Source organism: Vibrio sp. 10N.261.51.A3 (genome assembly GCF_041471965.1).
In the GTDB taxonomy this organism is placed as follows: Bacteria; Pseudomonadota; Gammaproteobacteria; order Enterobacterales; family Vibrionaceae; genus Vibrio; species Vibrio crassostreae_C.
In genome coordinates this window covers 61,861-82,496 of sequence record NZ_JBFRPK010000077.1, presented here as the reverse complement: position 1 = coordinate 82,496, position 20,636 = coordinate 61,861, and the positions used below count along the sequence as shown (strand labels likewise).

Below are 20,636 nucleotides of genomic sequence, written 5' to 3'. Positions count from 1 at the left end.
AGCTGATGAGATCGAAAAGACACCGTGATTTGAGCTGTGATGAGCACAAGCGAGATGACATTAAACAAAATGAAGATAGCGAAGGAGCCTCATGTTAACCCGTTCAGATGATTTAGAAATGGTACTCACCGTTGTCGATGCTGGTGGTTTTTCTGCGGCGGCAGAGGCGCTGGATGTGCAGGTCGCCAAGGTGTCTCGCTCGGTGAGTAAGGTTGAGTTACAACTCGGCGTCTCAATATTCAACCGAACAACGAGACGCGTGGAATTGACGGAGGAAGGACGGCAGTTTGTCGATTCAGTCAGGGTGGGATTACAGATGATTCAGAGCGCGGAAGAAGAAATCGTGTCGCGCGGTGAGTTGCCAAAAGGTCGTTTAAGAGTCGATGCCGCCAGTCCATTCGTATTTCACCAACTAGTGCCGTTGGTGCAGTCATTCAAAGAGGCTTACCCAGACATTGAGTTGGAACTCACTTCCAACGAAGGCTTCGTTGATCTTCTCGAAAAGAGAACTGATGTTGCGATTCGAATCGGTAAGTTGTCCGATTCAACACTGCACGCTCGCCCGTTAGGAAAAAGTTTACTCCATATTGTTGCGTCACCTGATTATCTCGCTAAGCGTGGGGTGCCCACCAAACCTGAAGATTTGAGTTCGCATCAAATTGTGGGGTTTGCGGGTAACAAAGTGCTTAACCATTGGCCTTTACCAAACCAAAGTGATGTCGCGCCTACTGTGACAGCCAGTAATGGTGAAACCGTGCGTCAACTAGTCTTAGCTGGAAATGGGATTGCTTGTTTATCGGGGTTTATGGTAAAGGAAGATATGGCTGCGGGTCGCCTAATCCCTATTCTGGAACAAGACAAACTTGCCAACACAGACCGAGAGCGAGTGAATGCGGTTTACTACAAGTCGTCATCGGTCTCTAAACGTATCTCGGCGTTTATTGATTTTATTCAACCCCGTTTGAAGCTCTAACTAAGGCGGCTGACGATATCCGCATAAATGAAAAAGCCCCGCTGACGTGTAGCGGGGCTTTCAAATTGAACTCGATAGCTTGTCAGTGTGCTTTCTAGTAACAGACTACTGAAACTGTACTTAAGCGATCTTAGTCATCTCGTTAAGTGTAAATGACGTAACACTACCTTCGGTTGCTGCCATGTATTCAGCGAGGTGAGTATTACCCATGTGTGTTTGCCAAAGTTCACGAGACGTCCAGTTTTCGTAGAAAGTGAAATGTGCTGGGTTTTCATTGTCTTGGTGAAGGTCGTAGTTGATGCAGCCTTCTTCAGCGCGAGTAATATCAATCAGCTTTAGCAGCTCTGCTTTAACCAATTCAATTTTGTCTTCGTTAGCGACGATGTTTGCGACGATAGTTAGTTGAGTCATGTTGGTACCTATATTATTTTTCACCGAAATGGTGATTTGTCTGTGTTTACAGTGCCACTCTTTGTTCATTGAGCTGCAGTCTGTGTCGATGGATAAATAATAGTGGGAATATTTGAAACGATAAACAGTGCTACATTTGAATTATTGTCAAAAAATAATTGATAATAACTTGGGTATTATGTGCTACTCGGCGTAGGTGAGGAGTATTTAGAAGCCGCCCGCCCACGCATCAAAATCGTCAATATTGTCGAGCTCTTCCTTGGTTCTTGGCGCAGGGTAATAAGGCAGTGCTAACCTTTGAACGGAAGGTTGCAGTTCCCAATCGGGTGTAATCTTGAGTCGTGTTAACTCATCGTTGAGGCGTACAAACATATAGTAACCATCAGCGTGAGTATTGGCGTAACTTGCGACTGTCACTATATCTCCAGAGGGTAATTTTACATCTCGGCCGAGCGGGTAGAGTTGGTGTAGCGCAAAGCTGACTTTAGGGTCTTGCAGTTGAGGTCGTGCGAGGCTTCCAACCCGCGAGGAATAATCCACTCAAGCTATCTTGGAATGGTTTACCTATTCGATTGCCTTCATTACTAATGAATTGAACTGTTAGTTTATCTCCTGACTCTTCCAGAATTTCTAAAAGCTGTTCACCAGTGCGATCGACCAAGAGCTTCATAATATCCAGCTACCATCAAGAATGAGAGACGATAAAGGGTACGTAGCGTGAACAATGTTTTCGGTGTTGATCCTTACATGCCCTTAGATCAACAACAGCTTTAGCGCTTATGTAAGTAATGCGTTTGCACAATCTCATATAAGTAAGTCGACACGCCTGTTAGTGTGAAATCAAGCGGTGAAACTAGATCTCCAAACAATGGTGAAGCATCACCCAGACCGAATAGAGCTCACCATTGACATGGTCGAAAAGCCGCTGAGTTTATACTGTTTGGTACTCACCCAACTTAAGTGATTTGTGGGCCAATTTACCGACCTTTAAATTTATACTGGATAATTACCTATAAATTTCAGGCTTTAGCAGTAATAATCAATGAATAGATCGGAATAGCTTGTTCATTGAAAAGCTGTACGGAAAGTTTCTAAAGACGCCATCGTGAAAAGGAAGTCAGATACATGCCTGTGCTCCAACGCATCAGTTTAACGTTAATCTTAATCGCCGTTTTAGGTGGGTGTTCTTCACTTCCTGAAGGCATCGATCATCCAACAGAACCGCCAACCTCTCCTGCACCTAGTTCTTTATCGGTTCTAACCAATGAATTTCAGCCTGAAGCTTTAGAGCAAAGCACCACTGCGGTTCGTCTGCAAGAGTCTGGTTGGGATGCCTTGGCACAGCGATTAGCGCTGGTCGAAAGTGCCGAGCACACCATCGACATTCAATATTACATCTGGAACTCTGACGAATCGGGCAGCTATCTCGCTAGCCGTTTATTAGCAGCGGCCGAGCGCGGTGTGAAGGTTCGCGTAATGCTGGATGATATCAACCTCAACGAACGTGAAGGGTTGTTGTCGGCACTGGATGCACACCCGAACGTCGAGATTCGTATCTTCAACCCAACACCAACACGCCGCGGTTTCAGTAAATGGCTGAGCTTTGTCGGCGACTTTTCTCGTTTAAATCGCCGTATGCACAATAAGTCGTTTACCGTCGATGGTACTTTGTCTGTGGTGGGTGGACGTAATATTGGTGATGAATACTTCGACCTTTCTGATGAAATCAATTTCCGAGACCGCGATGTATTAGTCATGGGCTCGGTAGTTAACACCATCCAAACCAGTTTTGTTGAATACTGGAACAGCCGTTGGTCTTACCCTGTCGATATGCTGGGTGATGACGAGCAACCTGAACTCTCGAAGATAGATAATATTGTCGTTCCGCATTATCAAAATTACCCGGAATTGCCACTAGATCGTAAGGCTGCTGATAGTTTGCTGAAAGAGGTGATTGGTGAGATGGCATGGGTGAATGCGCGTTTTGTTTACGATCAGCCTGTTCCTGATGATTCAGACAATACCGATGAACCGAAAGCGACCGCGATTCTTCTAGGTAAGTTAGCGAGTGAATCGAAACAAGAGATCTTATTGGAATCGGCTTACCTTGTATTCGATGATGGTCAGCTTGAAGAGTGGCAAGTGTTGAACAATAAGGGCGTTGAGATAAAAGCGCTAACTAACTCTATGGCCTCTAATGATCTGGTGACTAATCATTCTGCTTATGCGGGCAGACGTTACGATATGTTGGAGCATGGCATCGATCTGTTTGAGCTAAAACCAGAATCTAAGCTGTGTGAAGCATCGACTCAAGACGCGTCTAAATGTGCGCCTGAGACGGCCTATGGCTTGCACGCAAAATCAGTCGTATTCGACCGCAGCATCGCGAGCATCGGTTCATTTAACTTCAACTTGCGTTCTACCTACCTCAATACTGAATCGGTTTTGATCATCGAGAATAAAGAGGTTGCTGAAACGTTAGCAAAAACTATTGAGCAAGCAATGAGTGACGACAATAGCTGGCGCTTGGAATTGGAAGACGGTGATGTGTATTGGTATTCAGGCGATCAACGTTGGGACAGCGAACCTGACACTGGTCAATGGGAACGAATGCAGTCAGGCTTCCTACAGTTGTTACCGATTGAGAAATATCTGTAAGCTAGCCGCCTCCGGATAAATAAAAATGTCAGCGTATAATACGCTGACATTTTTGTTTGTGGCGATGGAAAGGTAGCTTATTTATCTAAGCAGCGTCTTGAACGTTATCTTTTAGTCAGTTGCTTACTGTTCAAATACGGCAGAATATGTGGGCGAGATTCGCCAGACAGCTTTTGAGTGATCTGCTGTGACCAACTGCTCTGCTTTTGGTTGCTTGAACGGCTTGCGTAGTAGCTTTGCACCGAATCATCGTAGCTGGCAATGTCATCTAGGCTCAGCGGTTGGTATTGGTTTTCGTGCATCACCACATGAGCAGGAAGGCGAGGCTTAACCTCTGGTTGCTGTGCCGGGTGACCTAAGCACATCCCGAACAACACGGCGGTATGTTGTGGTAGTTCTAACAGTTCATCGACTTGTTGTGCGCTGTTACGCAGCCCGCCAATGTACACGCCACCCAAACCTAGAGATTCAGCCGCCAGCATGCAGTTTTGCGCCATGATGCCAGAATCTACCGCGCCAATCAGGGTCAGTTCAGTAAAGTCGGTTTTCACTTCAGGGTTGATTTGAGCGTGGCGTTGATAGTCGATACAGAACACTAAAAACTCAGCCGCATTCTCAACGTAAGCTTGGTTACCTGCGTATTCAGCTAACAGTTTGCGCTTCTCTTTGTCTGTCACTCTCACGATAGAAACAGCCTGCAGTAAGCTCGATGATGAAGCCGCGAGACCAGCCTGAATAATCACATCAAGTTGTGCTTTTTCAATCGGTTGATTTGTATATTGACGAATGGAGCGGTGCCCCAGAATAGTTTCAATCGTGCTGTTCATAACTCTCAGACAGTCCTTGTGATGATGGCGTAGAGAATCACAATAACGACAATTACCATGAGCGTAAAGGGTGTTCGAGCCTTTCTGGTTGACATATTTCAGCAGCGTCAGCCCAGTTTTTGAGATTCTATTTATAATCGATTAATGCCAGCTGCTATGCCGCTGGCATTTTATTATTGAGCGAAACTTGCTTCGAAATAGGCACTAAATGATAAAAACTGTCGGATAAAATAGGGCATACTGGACTCAATATATAAACCAAAGAAAGTAACCACGCGCATGAATCCGATCTGCCTCAACGACCCTTTTTCTCTTCCTAATGGCCAAGTGATCAAAAATCGCCTGTTCAAATCGGCAATGAGTGAACAGCTAGGTGATAAACATCATAACCCTAAGCAAGGTTTAGTCACGCTTTACCAGCGTTGGGCTCAAGGAGGAATTGGCCTATCCATGACGGGCAACGTGATGGTCGATAGAGGTGCGCTTGGTGAACCTAAAAACGTTGTGTTGGATGAGCAAAGTGACTTAAGCGTATTTCGTGAGTGGGCGAAGGCTGGAACACAAAATGGTTCGCAGATATGGATGCAATTGAACCACCCAGGAAAGCAAATCCCTAAATTCTTATGTGATAGCCCGGTTGCGCCTTCGGCTATCTCTTTAGAGCGTGGATTAGAAAAAGGCTTTAATACGCCACGAGCTCTGACTGAGACGGAAATCATCGCAATCATTGATAAATTCGCGCTGAGTGCAAAGCTTTCAAAACAAGCGGGTTTTACCGGTGTGCAGATCCACGGTGCTCATGGCTATCTCGTGAGTCAGTTTTTGTCTTCAAGACACAATCAACGCCAAGACAAATGGGGTGGATCACTCGAAAACAGACTTCGTTTTGTGCTTGAGGTTTATCGCGCGATTCGAAAAGAGGTCGGTGAAGATTTCCCGGTCGGAATTAAGCTCAACAGTGCTGACTTCATGAAAGGTGGCTTCACTGAAGAAGAGTCGATGCAGGTTGTGCAAACACTGAGTGATAACGGTATCGACCTGATTGAGATCTCCGGCGGCACCTATGAAAGCCCATCGATGATGGGTTCAAAGAACAAAGCCGAGCCATTGAAGACCAGCACGGTAAAACGTGAAGCGTATTTTATGGATTACATGGTTAAGGCGAGAAAGCTTGTGAGCACGCCGCTGGTGGTCACGGGTGGTTTTCGAACTGCGCAAGCAATGAATGAAGCATTAAACTCCTCGGCGACCGATTTTATTGGTATTGCGCGCACAATGGCGGTTGATCCTGATTTCCCAAACAAGTTAATTGAAAACCCTAGCCACGGCATGCCGCTAACGGTGCCAACCACAGGAAAACCCGCATTAGACAAAGTGGCGATGGTCGGGCTGGTTTGGTATGAACATCAGATGTGGCGCATTGCCTCTGGCAAGAACGCCGACCCAAAACTAAGCGCACTCGGTGTGGTGTTAAAAACAATTTTCAGCGCCGGCTGGCACGCTTTCAAAAAGCGCAGAGCGTAAGCAGTCATGGATTGATAAAGCAGAACTTTGAGGAATTGAAGTTCTGCTTTTTTGTTTGTCTCCTTTTAAGTTCTCGATAAATACATCGCAGAGCACCCTCAGCCAGCTTAGCTGTGGTACTAATCTAATACCAACATGAGCATTGGTTATAGTGTTCATAAGTGGCAAATCAGAGTAGACCAACTAGGATGAATTGAATTAAACCCTACAATTAATTCAACAACATGGTAGTTGCTATGATGAAAATAACCCTCTTATCTGTCGCGATCTTATCCAGTCTCTCTTTCTCATCTTTTGCTAAAGATTGTGATCCCAACTTGCTGCCTTCTTGGAAGGACAGCGAGAGCAAATCCGCTATCGTCGACTTTGTTGGGCAAGCCACTAAAGCTGAGTCTGATACGTTCGTGGCAATTGAAGATCGCATTGCCGTGTTCGATAACGACGGTACGCTTTGGTCGGAAAAGCCTTATTACTTCCAATTAGCCTTTGCACTAGATCGTGTAAAAGAGATGGCGCCTGATCACCCTGAATGGAAAACCGAAGCACCGTTTAAGTTTGTACTCGAAGATGATATTGAGAGCGTTCTGGGCAGCGGTGAAGAAGGGCTATTGAAAATCATCATGGCGACACATTCTGGTATGACTGTTGAGCAATACCAGCAAGACGTTGAGCAATGGCTGACGGTAACAAAAGATAAACGCTTCAACAAAGCCTACACAGACCTTACTTATCAGCCAATGAAAGAGATGCTGACTTACCTGCAAGATCATGACTTTAAGACTTATATTGTGTCGGGCGGAGGCGTTGACTTCATGAGGGCGTGGGCTCCACAAGCTTACAATATTCCTACAGAGCAAATCATCGGTAGTGCGCTTAAATACAACTACAGCTACAACGACGGTAATCCGACCGTTACCAAAGATTCGTCCATTTTGACCATTGATGACAAAGCCGGAAAGGTCAGCAATATTCAGCATATTATCGGTAAGAAGCCGATTCTAACAGTAGGTAACTCAGACGGCGATCAAGCGATGATGCAGTGGGCAACCAGTCAACCAAACTCAATGGCGATGATTGTTCATCACACCGATGCCGAGCGCGAGTGGAAGTATGATCGTGAGTCCCATGTGGGTAAGCTTGATAAAGCACTCGACGAAGCGAACTCCAGAGATGATTGGACGTTAATCGACATGAAATCCGATTGGTGTGAGGTGTATTAACCCACACAAACATTCGGACAAAACAGCAAAGGCTCGGATGGTTCATTCGAGCCTTTTGCTAAATAGCGAAGACTTCGTCTCATTTTCAGCAAGATCGTACTATAAATTTTTAACGCATGACGCTTTAATCGGGATAGTCAGAAATTAAAGGAATAGAAAAATGAAAACGATCGGTTTGCTCGGCGGTATGAGTTGGGAGTCGACAGTGAGCTACTACAAATCCATCAACGAGGGCGTTAAAGCCACACTCGGCGGGCTCAATTCTGCAAAGGTTTGTATGTACAGCGTGAACTTCGATGAGATAGAAAAGCTTCAACATCAAGGTCGCTGGGCTGAGACGGCGGATATCTTATCGGACGCGGCTTTATCGGTAGAGAAGGGCGGGGCTGATTTCATTCTGATTTGTACCAATACCATGCATAAGGTCGTTCCTGAGATCGAAGAGAAGGTCACGATTCCTATCTTGCACATCGCTGATACCACAGCGCAGAAACTGCTGGAACAAGGAGTGAAGAAAGTCGGGTTACTCGGCACCGCTTTCACGATGGAACAAGATTTTTACAAAGGGCGTTTAATCGATAAATTCGGTATCGATGTTGTGATTCCTGCCAAGGATGACAGAGAGAAAGTCCACAACATCATTTACCAAGAGCTGTGCCGAGGCGAAGTAAAAGAAGAGTCTCGCGCTATCTATAATCAGATCATTGAGAGGCTAAGCCAGCAAGGATCAGAGGCCGTCATTCTAGGCTGTACTGAGATCGCCTTACTGATTCAGCAACAACATACCGATGTGCCCCTGTTTGATACTACAGCCATTCATGCAGAAGCCGCGGTGCGTTTGGCGACGAGTGACTAACTTCTAGTTCTTATTCTTAGTTCCATAGCTGTCCTATTTTCGCTCTTGTACGATTTTCATTCGTTGAAGTGAAAGTTTTTTGTACAAAAGCAGGTCGTTAGTTAAAGAAGCGATGCTTTGTTCATTAACCAAGGCCTTATCGGTAGGTAAGGTTTTAGTTAATGATTGAGGTATCCGCGCTTTTAAGCACTATGCTTTAGTCATGACCGAAAGAGGATTTATTATGAAATGGCTTATCTTATCTGTAACGCTATTGTTCGTGGCAGGATGCCAATCGACAGGCTCTGACACGTCTTCACATGATCAAATGAATCGAGTTCATTCTGGTGGTTGTAGCAGCTAATCCTTTTTTGAAAATACTTTTTAGCTGCTGTTATTATCATTTCTGTCACTGTTCTTATAAAGAACTCACTTCTACAAAGCCTTGCGATTACGTGAGGCTTTCTTCTATGTAAAACAACGCATCCCTGCCGATTTATGTTGTAAATTTGTGAATCTGAATTGTCTATATTCTATGCTGTGTACTGGATCTCATTTGTTATTTGACTCCCTTGCTAAGGTTAATAATGAATGCGTAATACCAATCACTTTACTCAACTTAAGAGGTTTCTATGCTAGGTGAAAATCATTCTCTTGTTCACGAATTTCCTGAAATGAAAGATAAAATTGCTGAGCTTGTTAAAACTGACGATGGCTTTGCAGCAGACATGAAGACGTACGACAACCTTGATAAAGAGATTCGTAAGCTTGAGCTGAAAGATTCACCCATTGATGACGGCTCGATGCACCAACTGAAACATGATCGTTCTGTACTGAAAGATGCACTGCATGCACGTTTAACTGGCTAGTGAGTTGGTAATTTTGCTGACTAGCTAAATGGCGAATTGCAGACTTAGACAAAAAAACTCCTTCGGGAGTTTTTTTTCGTTTTGGCTCAATCACTTCTTCACAATTCAACTGAGTTAATACGTTGTATTATTATGTGAATGACGCATAATGAGGGTTACTGGCACGCGATTTTTAAGATTTTATTGGTAATCTCATGAATATTGAACACCTCAAATTGTTTGTTCGTTTAGCTTCCACACATAACATCAGCATGGCTGGGCAAGAGCTTGGTTTGTCTCCTGCTGTTGCAAGCTCGCACATCAGTAAACTGGAAGACAATTTAGGCGTTCGCTTGGTCCACCGAACCACTCGTAAGGTCTCTTTAACCGAAGAGGGGGAAGCATTCTTACCTCATGCTGAAGAAGTGTTATCGAGCGTGGATGCTGCCAAATCGGCGGTCGGTGTGGGTTGTGATTCTCCAACCGGAACGTTGCGAGTTACCGCATCTGCGTCTTTTGGACGTTTGCATCTTGTTCCTGCCTTACCTGGATTCTTAGAGCGCTACTCTGGGTTAAAAGTCGATCTCAGGCTATCAGATTCGATGGTGGATGTTGTTGAGGGTGGCTTTGATATCGCGATTCGTATCTCGGAGCTGAAAGACTCGACACTGATTGCCCGAAAACTTGCGACAGACAAGCGTATTGTGTGTGCATCGCCTGATTACTTAATCAAATATGGTAAGCCAGCCAAACCTCGAGATCTTAACGATCATCAATGTATTAGCTTAATTGGTTTAGAAAACTGGACCTTCAATACTGAAAGCGGGCCTAAGACGATTAAGGCATCTGGGTCGTTCAGGGCAGATAACGGGGAAGCACTGCGTGACGCAGCCTCAGGTGGTATGGGGATCACGGTGACATCGAATTGGTGTGCCTATGAACAACTGAAAAGCGGTCAGCTGGTTCAAATATTAGAAGATTACCCATTAACATCAGAGCCTGCAATTTGGGCTGTGTACCCAAGCACAAGGTTACTTGCACCAAAGGTGAGAGCCTTCATTGACTACTTCTCTGAATATTATGGTAATCCACCGTATTGGGAACAAAAGTAGAATCAGATAGATTTAACGAAAAAGCCCTACGTGACTAAGTTATGCGTTAGTCACGTAGGGCTTTTTCTTGGAATCAGAAAATCACTTGAGCATAGCTGTCATTAAGAAAGCGTTGCTTTGATGATCTCTTCAATTTTAGCGACAACTTGTTGTGACTTATCGCCGTAAATCGCATCTGGGTGCGGGTTAGCAAACGTGTTGTTGTCGTTATCAAAGTATTGACCGCCTGCTTGTGCGAACTCATCAGACAATGATGCGCGAACCAGAATATCAGAACCGATGCTTAGGTCGCCGCCTGCAATGCCATAAGCGTCTTTCACCATCTTGCTGCCTAGTAACGAAGCTGGGTTGACAGCAACCACCATTGGCCCTGTAGAACCTAACTCTTTTGCCATCTCGCGAGTCCACATGGTGATCGCAAGCTTGCTTTGTGCGTAAGCGTCGCCATCAGAAAGCGGTTTTTTACCTTCTAGCGCTTCGATGTTCACTGCTGCTTGCGCCGCTGAAGATAGGTTCACTACTCGGCTAGATGCATCGAGTACAGGTAGCAGACGTTTAGTCAGGTGGTATGGTGAAATAGTATTCACAACAAAACGAACATCTAAACTGTCTTTAGTGATTGGGTTCGGAGTGTTGAACACACCTGCGTTGTTAATCAGTACATCAATCTTATCGTGCTCAGCAATTACTTTGTCAGCCAACGCATCCACATCGGCCAGAGCAGACAAGTCTGCCACGTAACTTTGAATTTTCGCTTCAGCAGAGATAGCCACAAGTTGCTTCTCTACGTATTTGAGCTTGCTTGGGTTACGTCCATGCAATAAAACGTGGTGACCTTGTTGAACAAGTACTTTTGCCGTTTCGAAGCCGATACCATCGGTAGAGCCTGTGATCAGAATAACTTTTTGCATGGAATAGATTCCTTATTAAAGCGCTGACATAGTGAGCGTTTCTAAATGTGTCGTTTCGTTGAGGTAAAGAATAGCAATCTTTTATAAAGTTGATAATCAAGCTGATTAATAAAACACTATTTAGTTTTTGTTGAAAATGGGGGAGTGAACAAAGCCTCAGCCCGTGCGAAGGAGACGATCAATAGAGAGATTTATCTGATCGAGTTCTTAGGCCGGAATAGCAGGCAATAAAAAAGCTTAGCGCGGGGGACGCTAAGCTTCGTTGTTAAGTATGTTCTTGAACCATGTTTAGGCTAGTGGGGTTAGCCTACTTGAGAAAAGCTTACAACCTTGCTTTGTAGCTTCTCTTTCAGGTAATCCGTCACCGCTTGCTGCTCGGATTCGCTCATGTACAGGCCAAGTTTGGTTCTGCGCCACAAGATATCTTCGTCAGTCATCGCCATCTCTTCATTGATCAAGTAATCGATTTCAACTTGATAAACGCCATGCGCTTCGCTTGAGAATTGGATGCCAAGGTCAGCTTCGCTATTTGCGCCTTCCAGTAGCTTCCACGTGTAAGTACCAAATTGAGTCACGTAGCGAAGTAACAACGCTTCAGATGCCCAAGGGTATTTAGTGTGGATCATCTTCGCAAGTTGCTCTCTGCTGCAACTAAAGTTACCACCGGGAAGCGTATCGTTTGCTGTCCATGGTGCACCCATGTTGGTTAGGTGTGGTTCTAACTTTTTAAGTGCCGCTTCGCCGAGCTTACGGTAAGTGGTTAGTTTGCCGCCGAAGATCGAAAGCAGTGGTGCTTGATCCAGTTCTGCGTCCAATTCCAATGTGTAGTCACGAGTGATCGCTTGTGGTGAATCCGATTCGTCGTCACAAAGCGGTCTTACGCCACTGTATGTCCAAACCACGTCTTCACGGCCAAGCTGTTTAACAAAGTGCTGGTTAACGATATCAATCAAGTAATCTACTTCGACATCATCAATTGCGACGTTACGTGGGTCGCCTTTGTATTCAAGGTCGGTAGTACCGATGATCGAGAATTTATCTAGGTAAGGGATCATGAACACAATGCGATTGTCTTTGTTTTGCAGAATGTACGCTTGTGGTTCGTCATGAATGCGTGGCACAACAATGTGTGATCCTTTGATCAGACGAATATTACGAGGCGAAGCCTGCTCTAATCCATCATCAAAGAACTGTTTAACCCAAGGACCAGCTGCGTTAACCAGCGCTTTTGCTTTGCGTTCAAAGCGTTGGTTTGTCATCACATTAAGGATCGTCACATGCCAAATACCGCCTTCACGGTGCGCTTTTTCAACACGGCAGTAGTTACGTACTTCTGCGTTGTTTTCTTTTGCTGCCAACACGTTGAGCAATACCATACGAGCATCATCAACCCAGCAATCTGAGTATTCGAAGCCTGTCTTCATTTCTGGTTTCAGTAGGCCCGATTTCGCTAGGTTGACTGTCTTACTTCCAGGAAGAGTGGTGCGCTTACCCAAGTTATCGTAAAGGAATAGGCCACAGCGAATCATCCAAGCTGGGCGTAAAAATGGTCGATGAGGTAAACGGAAACGCATTGGCTGAGCAACGTGAGGCGCTTTTCTTAACAAGACTTCACGTTCAGCGAGTGCTTCCGAAACCAAACGAAATTCGTAATGTTCAAGGTAGCGTAGGCCACCGTGGATAAGCTTTGAGCTAGTAGAAGACGTCGCAGACGCGAAATCATTTGCTTCGTATAAGCCAACGTTTAGACCACGACCTGCTGCATCTGCCGCGATGCCTGCACCATTGATGCCGCCGCCAATCACGATCAAGTCTAAAGTGGAAGATGTACTGTTGTTTGAATTATTTTGTTGAGCACTCATGGTTTTGACCTCTTTCTGAGCGAACGAGCATTTTAGAACATAATTGAATCCTATATGAACTTTCGTTTGCGGTCATTTATTATTTTCGTTTATGCGCGTTTTATGTGATTTGCGCATAAAAAACCTTCGCTTATGACAGCGAAGGTTCCAAATAACTCTCATTCGAGCATAGAAGTGATACTGTTCATGTTGAAGTGCGACTTTCTAAGTAACAAAAAAGCCCATTATCGATAAAGTGATCTACCAATAATGGGCTCTTTTAATGAACATGATTTCTGAGCGTTTTTTTATTCGTCCGACGCTAGTGGTTGAGACGCGGTCTCGATAACTTCTAATGGAATATCTGAATCTTTAAGGATGTTCAGGATCTCTTCTGGTGGCTGTTTATTGGTGAACACCATGTGTGCTTGAGAGATGTTACCCAGCTTAACCATTGCGTTACGACCAAACTTACTGTGGTCGACTGCCAGGAAGATGCTGCGGCTGTTTTCGATGATGGCTTGCTTCACTCGAACTTCATGGTAGTCAAAATCAAGCAGTGAGCCGTCAAAGTCGATACCGCTGATCCCTAGAATACCGAAGTCGAGGCGGAACTGCTTCACGAAATCGAGTGTTGCTTCACCCACGATACCGCCATCACGGTTTCTTACCTCGCCACCTGCCAAGATAACTTTTATCTCTGGGTTTGGTAGCAGGATACTGGCAACGTTGATGTTGTTAGTCACGACTCTGAGTTGTTTGTGGTTTTTGTTCAGCACGCGTGCCACGGATTCTGGTGTGGTGCCGATATCAACGAACAAGGTTGCACCATCTGGAATGTGTTTTACCAGCTCGTCGGCAATCACATCTTTTTCATTGAAGTTAAGCGCTTTACGCGTGTTGTAAGAGGTGTTTTCTGAGCTAAGAGGAATGGTTGCACCACCGTGATAACGACGGATTTTGTTGCTATCAGCCAGCTCATTGAGGTCTCGTCTGATGGTTTGTGGGCTGACATCGAATTTTTCAACGAGCTCTTCTGTGCTCACATATCCTTGTGTTTTTACCAGGTCTACAATCTGCTGGTGTCTTGGTATCTGCTTCACTTAACTTACCACTCCCTGCACGCTATGGGTTCTAGCGCGTCACAATCGAAAATATTAACTCGCGCTATTGTGCTCGAATTGATGAGGAGAGAGAAGTAATGATGGTAAGGAATTATGTCCAAACCGCAAAAACGTTGATCAAAACATGAAAAATTGGCTCCAAACGCAAAAAAGAGCACAAAATAGTGCTCTTTTTAGTTTCGTTTACTGAGGAACGAACAATTCAATCGATAAGAGAGTGATTATTCGAACGCTCGATTTTACTCTTCGTCGTCATCGTGCAGTTCAGACCAAACTTGTGCACACTTGATAGCACGCTTCCAACCTTTGTAACGGCGGTTACGCTTTTCTTCATCGTGGTGTGGCAAGAACGTACGGTCTAGTACTGCTTTGTCTTGAAGCTCATCGATGCTGTCCCAGAAACCAACTGCTAGACCAGCAAGGTATGCTGCACCCAGAGCCGTTACTTCAGTTACTTCAGGACGGTGAACTTCTGTATCTAGTACGTCTGATTGGAATTGCATTAGGAAGTTGTTCGCTACTGCACCACCATCAACACGTAGGTTTGCTAGCTTGATGCCAGAGTCCGCTTGCATCGCATCCAATACGTCACGCGTTTGGTAAGCAATACCTTCCAGTGTTGCACGGATGATGTGGTTAGAGTTAACGCCACGTGTTAAGCCAACAATCGTACCGCGAGCGTAAGCATCCCAGTATGGTGCGCCCAGACCAGTAAAGGCTGGAACAACGTAAACACCGTTTGACGTATCTACTTTAGTTGCGAAGTACTCAGAGTCTTCTGCGCCAGCCAGTAGCTTCATTTCATCACGTAACCATTGGATAGATGCGCCACCCATGAATACCGCACCTTCAAGTGCATAAGCTGGTTCGCCTGTAGGACCACATGCTAATGTCGTTAATAGGCCGTTCTTCGATGTTACTTTCTCTTGGCCTGTGTTCATCAGTAGGAAACAGCCCGTGCCGTATGTGTTTTTCGCTTGACCAGCTTCAACACACATTTGACCGTAAAGCGCTGCTTGTTGGTCACCCGCAATACCAGCGATTGGAATACGAGTACCGCCTTTACCACCAAGGTTCGTTTGGCCGTAAACTTCAGAAGAGCGTTTCACTTCAGGCATCATTGATGCTGGAATACCCATCTCGTCTAGTAGCTTGCTGTCCCAGCATAGGTCGTTGATGTTAAACAACATAGTACGTGATGCGTTAGTGTAATCCGTAACGTGTACACGGCCTTGAGTCATCTTCCAAACCAACCAAGTATCAACCGTACCGAACAGTAGCTTACCTGCTTCAGCGTCTTCGCGAGCGCCTTCAACGTTGTCTAGAATCCATTTTACTTTTGTACCTGAGAAATACGGGTCAAGGACTAAACCTGTATTGTCACGCACGTAGTCTTCTAGGCCACGTTCTTTAAGTTCTTCACAAATTTCTGCAGTACGACGACATTGCCATACGATGGCGTTATAAACCGGCTTACCTGTCTCTTTGTTCCAAACAATGGTGGTTTCACGTTGGTTAGTGATACCAATGCCCGCTAGCTCATCGCTGCGGATGCCTGCTTTAGCCAGCGCTTCAACCAATGTAGAGCTTTGAGTCGCCCAGATTTCCATTGGATCATGCTCAACCCAGCCAGCCTTTGGATAAATTTGAGTAAATTCTCGTTGAGAAGAGCTTACGATGTTTGCATCGTGATCGAGGATTACAGCGCGAGAGCTTGTAGTGCCTTGGTCTAGGGCAACAATGTATTTTTGCTCGGTCATGGTAAGAATCCTTTTTGTTCCGTTATTTATATTTTAGTAAATGTAAGGTCGCTTGGGGTTAAGCTTGAGCTTGTTCAGCTTCTTCTTCTGTTTCACATTGGTTTGGAATTGTGCAGCCATGGCCTTCCACTGGTAGGTGAGCACCAATAACACGTGGGTACAACCAGCCACCAAAACACGCACCAGCGATAGGAGCAAGAATTGGAACGATGAAGTAAGGAATATCACGAGCACCAGTCAATGCAAAATCCCAACCTGCAAAGTAAGCGAAAAGTTTTGGTCCGAAGTCACGTGCAGGGTTCATAGCAAAGCCAGTTAGTGGACCTAAAGAACCACCGATAACCGCGATAAGAATACCGATCAGTAGAGGGTTCATTGCACCGCGAGATGCGCCGTTGTTCTCATCACCTAACGCTAAAATGGCAAACATCAACACTGCAGTAATCACGAATTCCACAGCAAAAGCGCCGAAGAAAGAAAGTGAAGCATGTGGGTAAGTCGAGAAGATACCAGCAGTTGATAGTGCGTCTTGGCTGCTACGAACGAAGTTATGTGCGATTTCGTAGTCAGTAAATAGGTTGCTGTACAGGCTGTAAACCAATGCTGCAGAGCAGAAAGCGCCAAGCAGTTGCGAAATGATGTAAGGCACCACTTTCGCTTTATCAAAGCCATGGAACATGGCCAGTGCAATCGTTACGGCTGGGTTGATGTGTGCGCCTGAAACGCCGGCAGTACAGTAAATTGCAATCGCAACACCGAAGCCCCAGATGATGCTGATTTCCCATTGTCCGAATGTCGCACCAGTTAGTACCAGTGCTGCCACACAGCCAACGCCGAAGAATATGAGTAATCCTGTGCCGATAAATTCAGCCAAGCATTGCCCAAATAAAGAAGGGTGTTTGTTTGTTGTCATGTTCGAGTCCTTTTTAGTTTTGCTTATCTAGCACGTGTATTGTGCATATATTTGCGAACTCGAAAATAAACGAACATCAAAAGTGAGCGTTTGAGCATAAAATTGTTAATTAAAGTCACTTGAAATGTTAATCCGAACACTTTTGCTCGAAAAAGATGCTCGCATGAACGTCATTGCTCGAATTGAGGTTGCGAAGCCGCTCAAACTACCTATATGTAAATGAATGCGCAACTGGTACGAGGAGTTTATGTTTGGATTTGTGATGCTACTTCGTGAGTGGCGGATTATTAGACTTAATTAGGGAGGGCTGTGTGATGTTTTTGCTATGTAACAAGGGAGTTAACAAATGAGCTTATATGCATAAATGAATAAACTGCCAACTATTTTGTAGTTTGGCAGTTTTCATTTGGGTGTATGTTCTTGTTATACGAGACGAACTTACCGCTCTAAACCAGAGCTGCCACTTTTCCTTTCGCAACCAATTGATATCGAACCGAGTCATACGCCCAGTTGAACGCTATCGCGTAAAGTACGAAGAAAATAACTAGGCCGATGTCCATGATCAGTACGGTTAGGAAATCGAGTTGTAGAACCCACATCAAGACAGGTAGAGTCACTGTCATTAAGCCAAGCTCAAAACCTAATCCGTGCAGAACACGTGTTTTCTTGGTTCTTTTGCTTCGGTCTGCTCCGTAAATTTTGTCGTAGCCATAGTTGTAAACGTAGTTCCAAGCCATCGCTATCAATGATATTGCGAGCGCTAAGCCTGCCATTTCACCTGCGCCGTTTCCTGTAATATAGGTTCCAAGCCCTGCCATCAAAACCAAAGCAACCAATTCAAATAGCACCATGTGCAACATGCGTTCTTTATGTGACATTTTTCTAACTCTCTTTACGATTAAATAGCCGCCGATGGGCTAATGACTTGGCTAAATAATATCTACTTAAGTGATAATATAAAGATAGTTAGCATCACATATAGTGATAGTAAGTTTTGGGAGACACCGAATGTACAACATTGAACAACTGAAAATGTTTGTGTATGCCGTTGAATTAGGGTCATTTTCTGCCAGTGCTCGTCATTTGGGGAAGGTGCAGTCGGCGGTGAGCCAAGGCATCAGTAATCTTGAAATAGATTTTAATGTTGAGCTTTTTGATCGTTCGACTCGAAAGCCTTCACTAACCAAAGCGGGCGAGCAGTTATTTAAACAGGTGAAAGCGATCGTGCTTCAGGTTGAAGATCTGAATGTGACGGTTAGTGCGATGGGCAGTGGTGAGGAGGGGCTCATCAAAATTGCATTAGATGATTCACTATTGGTCCCGAATCTATCTAAGATCCTTAGTCAGTTCAGTCAACAATTCCCTGCGACTGAAGTGGAACTGGTTGCGTGTACCACGACAGAGGTCAATCCGTTAATTATCGAAGAGAGGGCCGACATTGGATTAATGTTTACTAACTTGGCTTTTGATGTCGGTTCTGAGCCTTGCTTTATCGGTCACTTACCGTTTATTGCTGTGTGTCATCCAAGTCATGCGCTCGCAAAAACAGGTGTGGTGAAACTCTCTGACTTACTCCCGCATCGTCAGTTAATGTTGAGGGGAGACAAAGGTCAGGTGATGGATCAGTTTCCGCTGATTGCCGGAAAGGTATGGTGGTCAAACAGCTTTATCGTCATTAAAGAGATGATTCTTGGTAGCGATATCGGTTGGGCATACTTACCGAAACACCTTGTTGAAGAAGAGCTTATTAAACAGCGCTTGGTAGAGGTGAATGTGTCATTTGACCATAAAACTTGGTCGCCTCCGGTTGATCTTGTTCTGTCTAAAACACGCTCAAAAGGTCCTGCATTACTTTGGCTTGAACAAGCATTGAAAGGCCTATTAGACGAAACTGAATAAAGAAAAGGCTCACCGTTTAACGTGTGAGCCTTTCTGTTCAAAGTGATGCTGCTTTTTGTTAGTTCTAGTTCTAGGTGTAGACGTAGATGCTATACGCTAGGTTTAACCGTCTGACCGTTGTAGTACTTGTCTTTCATCTTAAGCGCCACGTTCACAAGGTAAATCAGCACAGGGACTTCAATCAGTGGACCGATAACGCCTGCAAACGCTTGGTCTGAGTTGATACCGAATACTGAGATAGCCACGGCAATCGCTAGCTCGAAGTTGTTACCTGTTGCTGTAAATGCAATTGATGCGTTCTTGTCGTACTCGATGCCCATCTTTTTACCGATGAAGAAACTGATGAAGAACATCGCAGTGAAGTAGATAGTCAGTGGAACCGCAATTAATAGAACGTCCATTGGCAGTTCAACAATCATTTCACCTTTCAGGCTGAACATCAGAACGATAGTTGCCAGTAGTGCAATCAGTGTGATTGGAGAGATGCGTGGAATAAATACGTCGTTGTACCACTGCTCGCCTTTCATCGACACAAGGATCTTACGGCTTAGGAAGCCCGCTAGGAATGGGATACCTAGGTAGATAAGTACACTGTGTGCAATGTCGATCATCGAGATATCAACCAACATGCCTTCGTAACCAAATACTGGTGGAAGAACGCTGATGAACAACCACGCCATAAAGCTGTAGCTCACCACTTGGAATGCACTGTTTAGAGCAACCAATGCCGCGCCGTACTCTTTGTTACCGCCGCCGATGTCGTTCCAAACCAGAACCATCGCCACACAACGAGCAAGACCAATCAGAATCACCCCAACCATGTAACCTGGGTGGTCTCCCAAGAAAGTTAGTGCCAATACAAACATCAGAATTGGACCAACGATCCAGTTCATGATCAAAGAGAGCTTAATGGCTTTCTTATCTTTTACCACAGTGCCTAGCAGGTTGTAGTTAACCTTAGCCAGAGGTGGGTACATCATTAAGATAAGGCCAATCGCAAGCGGAATGTTAGTGGTGCCAACAGACATTGAATCGTTCCACTGTTCGATCTGTGGGAATAGGGTGCCGAGTAGTACACCAAGGCCCATGGCAATAAAAATCCACAGTGTTAAGTAGCGATCTAGAAAACCTAACTTTGGTTTCATGATAATCTCTCTTAGTTGACATCGTAAATCGTCGAAAAACGATTGGTTGTGGCAAAAAAACACGCTTAAAAGTAAAGGCTATCAAAGCCGATCATTCAAGCGTGAACTTCTATTTTAAAATGCTGTTAAATATCGATTCGAAGCGTTGAATATTGTCGCGGTCGATGCGGTAACACATCTTCGGAGGAATCGACTCAGCCGTAATAAAACCTGAGGCTTTCAATATTCTTAAGTGCTCTGATACCGTTGATTGAGCTAAACCCAATTCACTCACTAGATCACTGTTCAAGCAGCCGCCCGATTTTTCTAACGTGGAGAGGATACTCAATATACGTATTCTTGCTGGGTGAGCGAGTGCTTTCGCCAGTGCGGCCATTTGCTTTTCTGCTTTAGCATCACCGTGTTCGATGGGCAGAGAACAGCCACCAGATGTCGAGCAAGTTGAGTTCATATTGACGTCTCACTTTCATTAATCGTTAAAAGACGATTAATGATAAGCCTATTTTAAATAGGGGTCAATGCTCACTGTCTATTTGAACGAACTTTAAGGTGGCGATTCAGGGACTATGGTTGAACTCTGCTTTGACTCAGCTACGCAAAATGGCGTGAACATCGATTAAACGCCATTTTGCTCG

General features: G+C 44.9%; 18 protein-coding genes and 1 pseudogene. 8 read left to right on the top strand and 11 right to left on the bottom strand.

The genetic code is table 11. The features are described 5' to 3' along the window. Positions 1 to 91: 91 nt before the first annotated feature. Positions 92 to 973 (top strand): LysR substrate-binding domain-containing protein, encoded by an 882-nt coding sequence (locus tag AB4371_RS18170; protein WP_372150441.1) that lies wholly within the window; start codon positions 92 to 94, stop codon positions 971 to 973. 120 nt (positions 974 to 1,093) lie between these two features. Here the strand turns inward: AB4371_RS18170 and AB4371_RS18165 are convergent, their stop codons facing one another. Together AB4371_RS18165 and AB4371_RS18160 are read right to left on the bottom strand one after the other, a co-directional pair. Next, positions 1,094 to 1,384, bottom strand: a complete 291-nt coding sequence (locus tag AB4371_RS18165; protein WP_017062386.1) for a putative quinol monooxygenase — start codon at positions 1,382 to 1,384, stop codon at positions 1,094 to 1,096. Between the two features lie 207 nt (positions 1,385 to 1,591). Then, a pseudogene (locus AB4371_RS18160) lies at positions 1,592 to 2,054 on the bottom strand (hypothetical protein). Between the two features lie 455 nt (positions 2,055 to 2,509). Here AB4371_RS18160 and AB4371_RS18155 point away from each other — a divergent pair. Then, complete coding sequence (locus tag AB4371_RS18155; RefSeq protein ID WP_372150440.1) at positions 2,510 to 4,042, top strand: phospholipase D family protein; 1,533 nt, start codon at positions 2,510 to 2,512, stop codon at positions 4,040 to 4,042. Positions 4,043 to 4,146: 104 nt separating this feature from the next. On the opposite strand, the gene nfsA is transcribed toward AB4371_RS18155, so the two are convergent. Then, positions 4,147 to 4,869 (bottom strand): oxygen-insensitive NADPH nitroreductase, encoded by a 723-nt coding sequence (nfsA, locus tag AB4371_RS18150; protein ID WP_102320702.1) that lies wholly within the window; start codon positions 4,867 to 4,869, stop codon positions 4,147 to 4,149. A 279-nt stretch (positions 4,870 to 5,148) separates the two neighbouring features. On the opposite strand from nfsA, the gene AB4371_RS18145 reads away from it, so the two are divergent. From AB4371_RS18145 to AB4371_RS18125, 5 genes are all read left to right on the top strand, one after another. Then, positions 5,149 to 6,393, top strand: a complete 1,245-nt coding sequence (locus AB4371_RS18145) for an NADH:flavin oxidoreductase/NADH oxidase family protein (RefSeq protein WP_372150439.1) — start codon at positions 5,149 to 5,151, stop codon at positions 6,391 to 6,393. A gap of 236 nt (positions 6,394 to 6,629) precedes the next feature. Next, the gene (locus AB4371_RS18140) at positions 6,630 to 7,613 is read left to right on the top strand and encodes an HAD family hydrolase (RefSeq protein WP_372150438.1); all 984 of its coding nucleotides are present in this window, start codon (positions 6,630 to 6,632) and stop codon (positions 7,611 to 7,613) included. A gap of 160 nt (positions 7,614 to 7,773) precedes the next feature. Beyond that, the gene (locus AB4371_RS18135; RefSeq protein WP_372150437.1) at positions 7,774 to 8,469 is read left to right on the top strand and encodes an aspartate/glutamate racemase family protein; all 696 of its coding nucleotides are present in this window, start codon (positions 7,774 to 7,776) and stop codon (positions 8,467 to 8,469) included. Positions 8,470 to 9,080: 611 nt separating this feature from the next. After that, the gene (locus AB4371_RS18130; protein ID WP_017067743.1) at positions 9,081 to 9,317 is read left to right on the top strand and encodes a YdcH family protein; all 237 of its coding nucleotides are present in this window, start codon (positions 9,081 to 9,083) and stop codon (positions 9,315 to 9,317) included. Positions 9,318 to 9,511: 194 nt separating this feature from the next. Next, positions 9,512 to 10,408: a LysR family transcriptional regulator gene (locus tag AB4371_RS18125; protein WP_102320698.1), complete on the top strand. Its 897-nt coding sequence runs from the start codon at positions 9,512 to 9,514 to the stop codon at positions 10,406 to 10,408. A 101-nt stretch (positions 10,409 to 10,509) separates the two neighbouring features. On the opposite strand, the gene AB4371_RS18120 is transcribed toward AB4371_RS18125, so the two are convergent. The 6 genes from AB4371_RS18120 to AB4371_RS18095 form a co-directional block, all read right to left on the bottom strand. Then, positions 10,510 to 11,319 (bottom strand): SDR family NAD(P)-dependent oxidoreductase, encoded by an 810-nt coding sequence (locus AB4371_RS18120; RefSeq protein ID WP_372150436.1) that lies wholly within the window; start codon positions 11,317 to 11,319, stop codon positions 10,510 to 10,512. A gap of 302 nt (positions 11,320 to 11,621) precedes the next feature. Continuing rightward, positions 11,622 to 13,181, bottom strand: coding sequence for a glycerol-3-phosphate dehydrogenase (gene glpD / locus AB4371_RS18115; protein ID WP_372150435.1), 1,560 nt, complete (start codon positions 13,179 to 13,181; stop codon positions 11,622 to 11,624). Positions 13,182 to 13,468: 287 nt separating this feature from the next. Continuing rightward, positions 13,469 to 14,263 (bottom strand): DeoR/GlpR family transcriptional regulator, encoded by a 795-nt coding sequence (locus AB4371_RS18110; RefSeq protein WP_372150434.1) that lies wholly within the window; start codon positions 14,261 to 14,263, stop codon positions 13,469 to 13,471. A gap of 260 nt (positions 14,264 to 14,523) precedes the next feature. Then, positions 14,524 to 16,044, bottom strand: coding sequence for a glycerol kinase GlpK (glpK, locus tag AB4371_RS18105; protein ID WP_008215951.1), 1,521 nt, complete (start codon positions 16,042 to 16,044; stop codon positions 14,524 to 14,526). Positions 16,045 to 16,102: 58 nt separating this feature from the next. Further along, positions 16,103 to 16,957 carry an MIP/aquaporin family protein gene (locus AB4371_RS18100; protein WP_017069711.1) on the bottom strand — a complete coding sequence of 285 codons (855 nt, stop codon included), beginning with the start codon at positions 16,955 to 16,957 and terminating at the stop codon, positions 16,103 to 16,105. 446 nt (positions 16,958 to 17,403) lie between these two features. Next, complete coding sequence (locus AB4371_RS18095) at positions 17,404 to 17,835, bottom strand: PACE efflux transporter (protein ID WP_136982433.1); 432 nt, start codon at positions 17,833 to 17,835, stop codon at positions 17,404 to 17,406. A gap of 130 nt (positions 17,836 to 17,965) precedes the next feature. On the opposite strand from AB4371_RS18095, the gene AB4371_RS18090 reads away from it, so the two are divergent. Continuing rightward, complete coding sequence (locus tag AB4371_RS18090) at positions 17,966 to 18,856, top strand: LysR family transcriptional regulator (protein WP_136982432.1); 891 nt, start codon at positions 17,966 to 17,968, stop codon at positions 18,854 to 18,856. Between the two features lie 89 nt (positions 18,857 to 18,945). Here the strand turns inward: AB4371_RS18090 and arsB are convergent, their stop codons facing one another. Both arsB and AB4371_RS18080 read right to left on the bottom strand, forming a co-directional pair. Beyond that, positions 18,946 to 20,001, bottom strand: coding sequence for an ACR3 family arsenite efflux transporter (arsB, locus tag AB4371_RS18085; protein WP_017065681.1), 1,056 nt, complete (start codon positions 19,999 to 20,001; stop codon positions 18,946 to 18,948). 109 nt (positions 20,002 to 20,110) lie between these two features. After that, a complete protein-coding gene (locus AB4371_RS18080; RefSeq protein ID WP_017064015.1) occupies positions 20,111 to 20,452 on the bottom strand; it encodes a helix-turn-helix transcriptional regulator in 342 nt (113 codons plus the stop codon). Between the last annotated feature and the right edge of the window lie 184 nt (positions 20,453 to 20,636).

Coding starts and splice junctions, on each gene's coding strand:
- AB4371_RS18135 (WP_372150437.1), top strand. CDS start 7,774: ATGAAAACGATCGGTTTGCTCGGCGGTATGAGTTGGGAGTCGACAGTG.
- AB4371_RS18170 (WP_372150441.1), top strand. CDS start 92: ATGTTAACCCGTTCAGATGATTTAGAAATGGTACTCACCGTTGTCGAT.
- AB4371_RS18165 (WP_017062386.1), bottom strand. CDS start 1,384: ATGACTCAACTAACTATCGTCGCAAACATCGTCGCTAACGAAGACAAA.
- AB4371_RS18125 (WP_102320698.1), top strand. CDS start 9,512: ATGAATATTGAACACCTCAAATTGTTTGTTCGTTTAGCTTCCACACAT.
- glpK (WP_008215951.1), bottom strand. CDS start 16,044: ATGACCGAGCAAAAATACATTGTTGCCCTAGACCAAGGCACTACAAGC.
- AB4371_RS18095 (WP_136982433.1), bottom strand. CDS start 17,835: ATGTCACATAAAGAACGCATGTTGCACATGGTGCTATTTGAATTGGTT.
- AB4371_RS18130 (WP_017067743.1), top strand. CDS start 9,081: ATGCTAGGTGAAAATCATTCTCTTGTTCACGAATTTCCTGAAATGAAA.
- AB4371_RS18120 (WP_372150436.1), bottom strand. CDS start 11,319: ATGCAAAAAGTTATTCTGATCACAGGCTCTACCGATGGTATCGGCTTC.
- AB4371_RS18155 (WP_372150440.1), top strand. CDS start 2,510: ATGCCTGTGCTCCAACGCATCAGTTTAACGTTAATCTTAATCGCCGTT.
- arsB (WP_017065681.1), bottom strand. CDS start 20,001: ATGAAACCAAAGTTAGGTTTTCTAGATCGCTACTTAACACTGTGGATT.
- AB4371_RS18145 (WP_372150439.1), top strand. CDS start 5,149: ATGAATCCGATCTGCCTCAACGACCCTTTTTCTCTTCCTAATGGCCAA.
- AB4371_RS18140 (WP_372150438.1), top strand. CDS start 6,630: ATGATGAAAATAACCCTCTTATCTGTCGCGATCTTATCCAGTCTCTCT.
- glpD (WP_372150435.1), bottom strand. CDS start 13,181: ATGAGTGCTCAACAAAATAATTCAAACAACAGTACATCTTCCACTTTA.
- AB4371_RS18090 (WP_136982432.1), top strand. CDS start 17,966: ATGTACAACATTGAACAACTGAAAATGTTTGTGTATGCCGTTGAATTA.
- AB4371_RS18100 (WP_017069711.1), bottom strand. CDS start 16,957: ATGACAACAAACAAACACCCTTCTTTATTTGGGCAATGCTTGGCTGAA.
- AB4371_RS18080 (WP_017064015.1), bottom strand. CDS start 20,452: ATGAACTCAACTTGCTCGACATCTGGTGGCTGTTCTCTGCCCATCGAA.
- nfsA (WP_102320702.1), bottom strand. CDS start 4,869: ATGAACAGCACGATTGAAACTATTCTGGGGCACCGCTCCATTCGTCAA.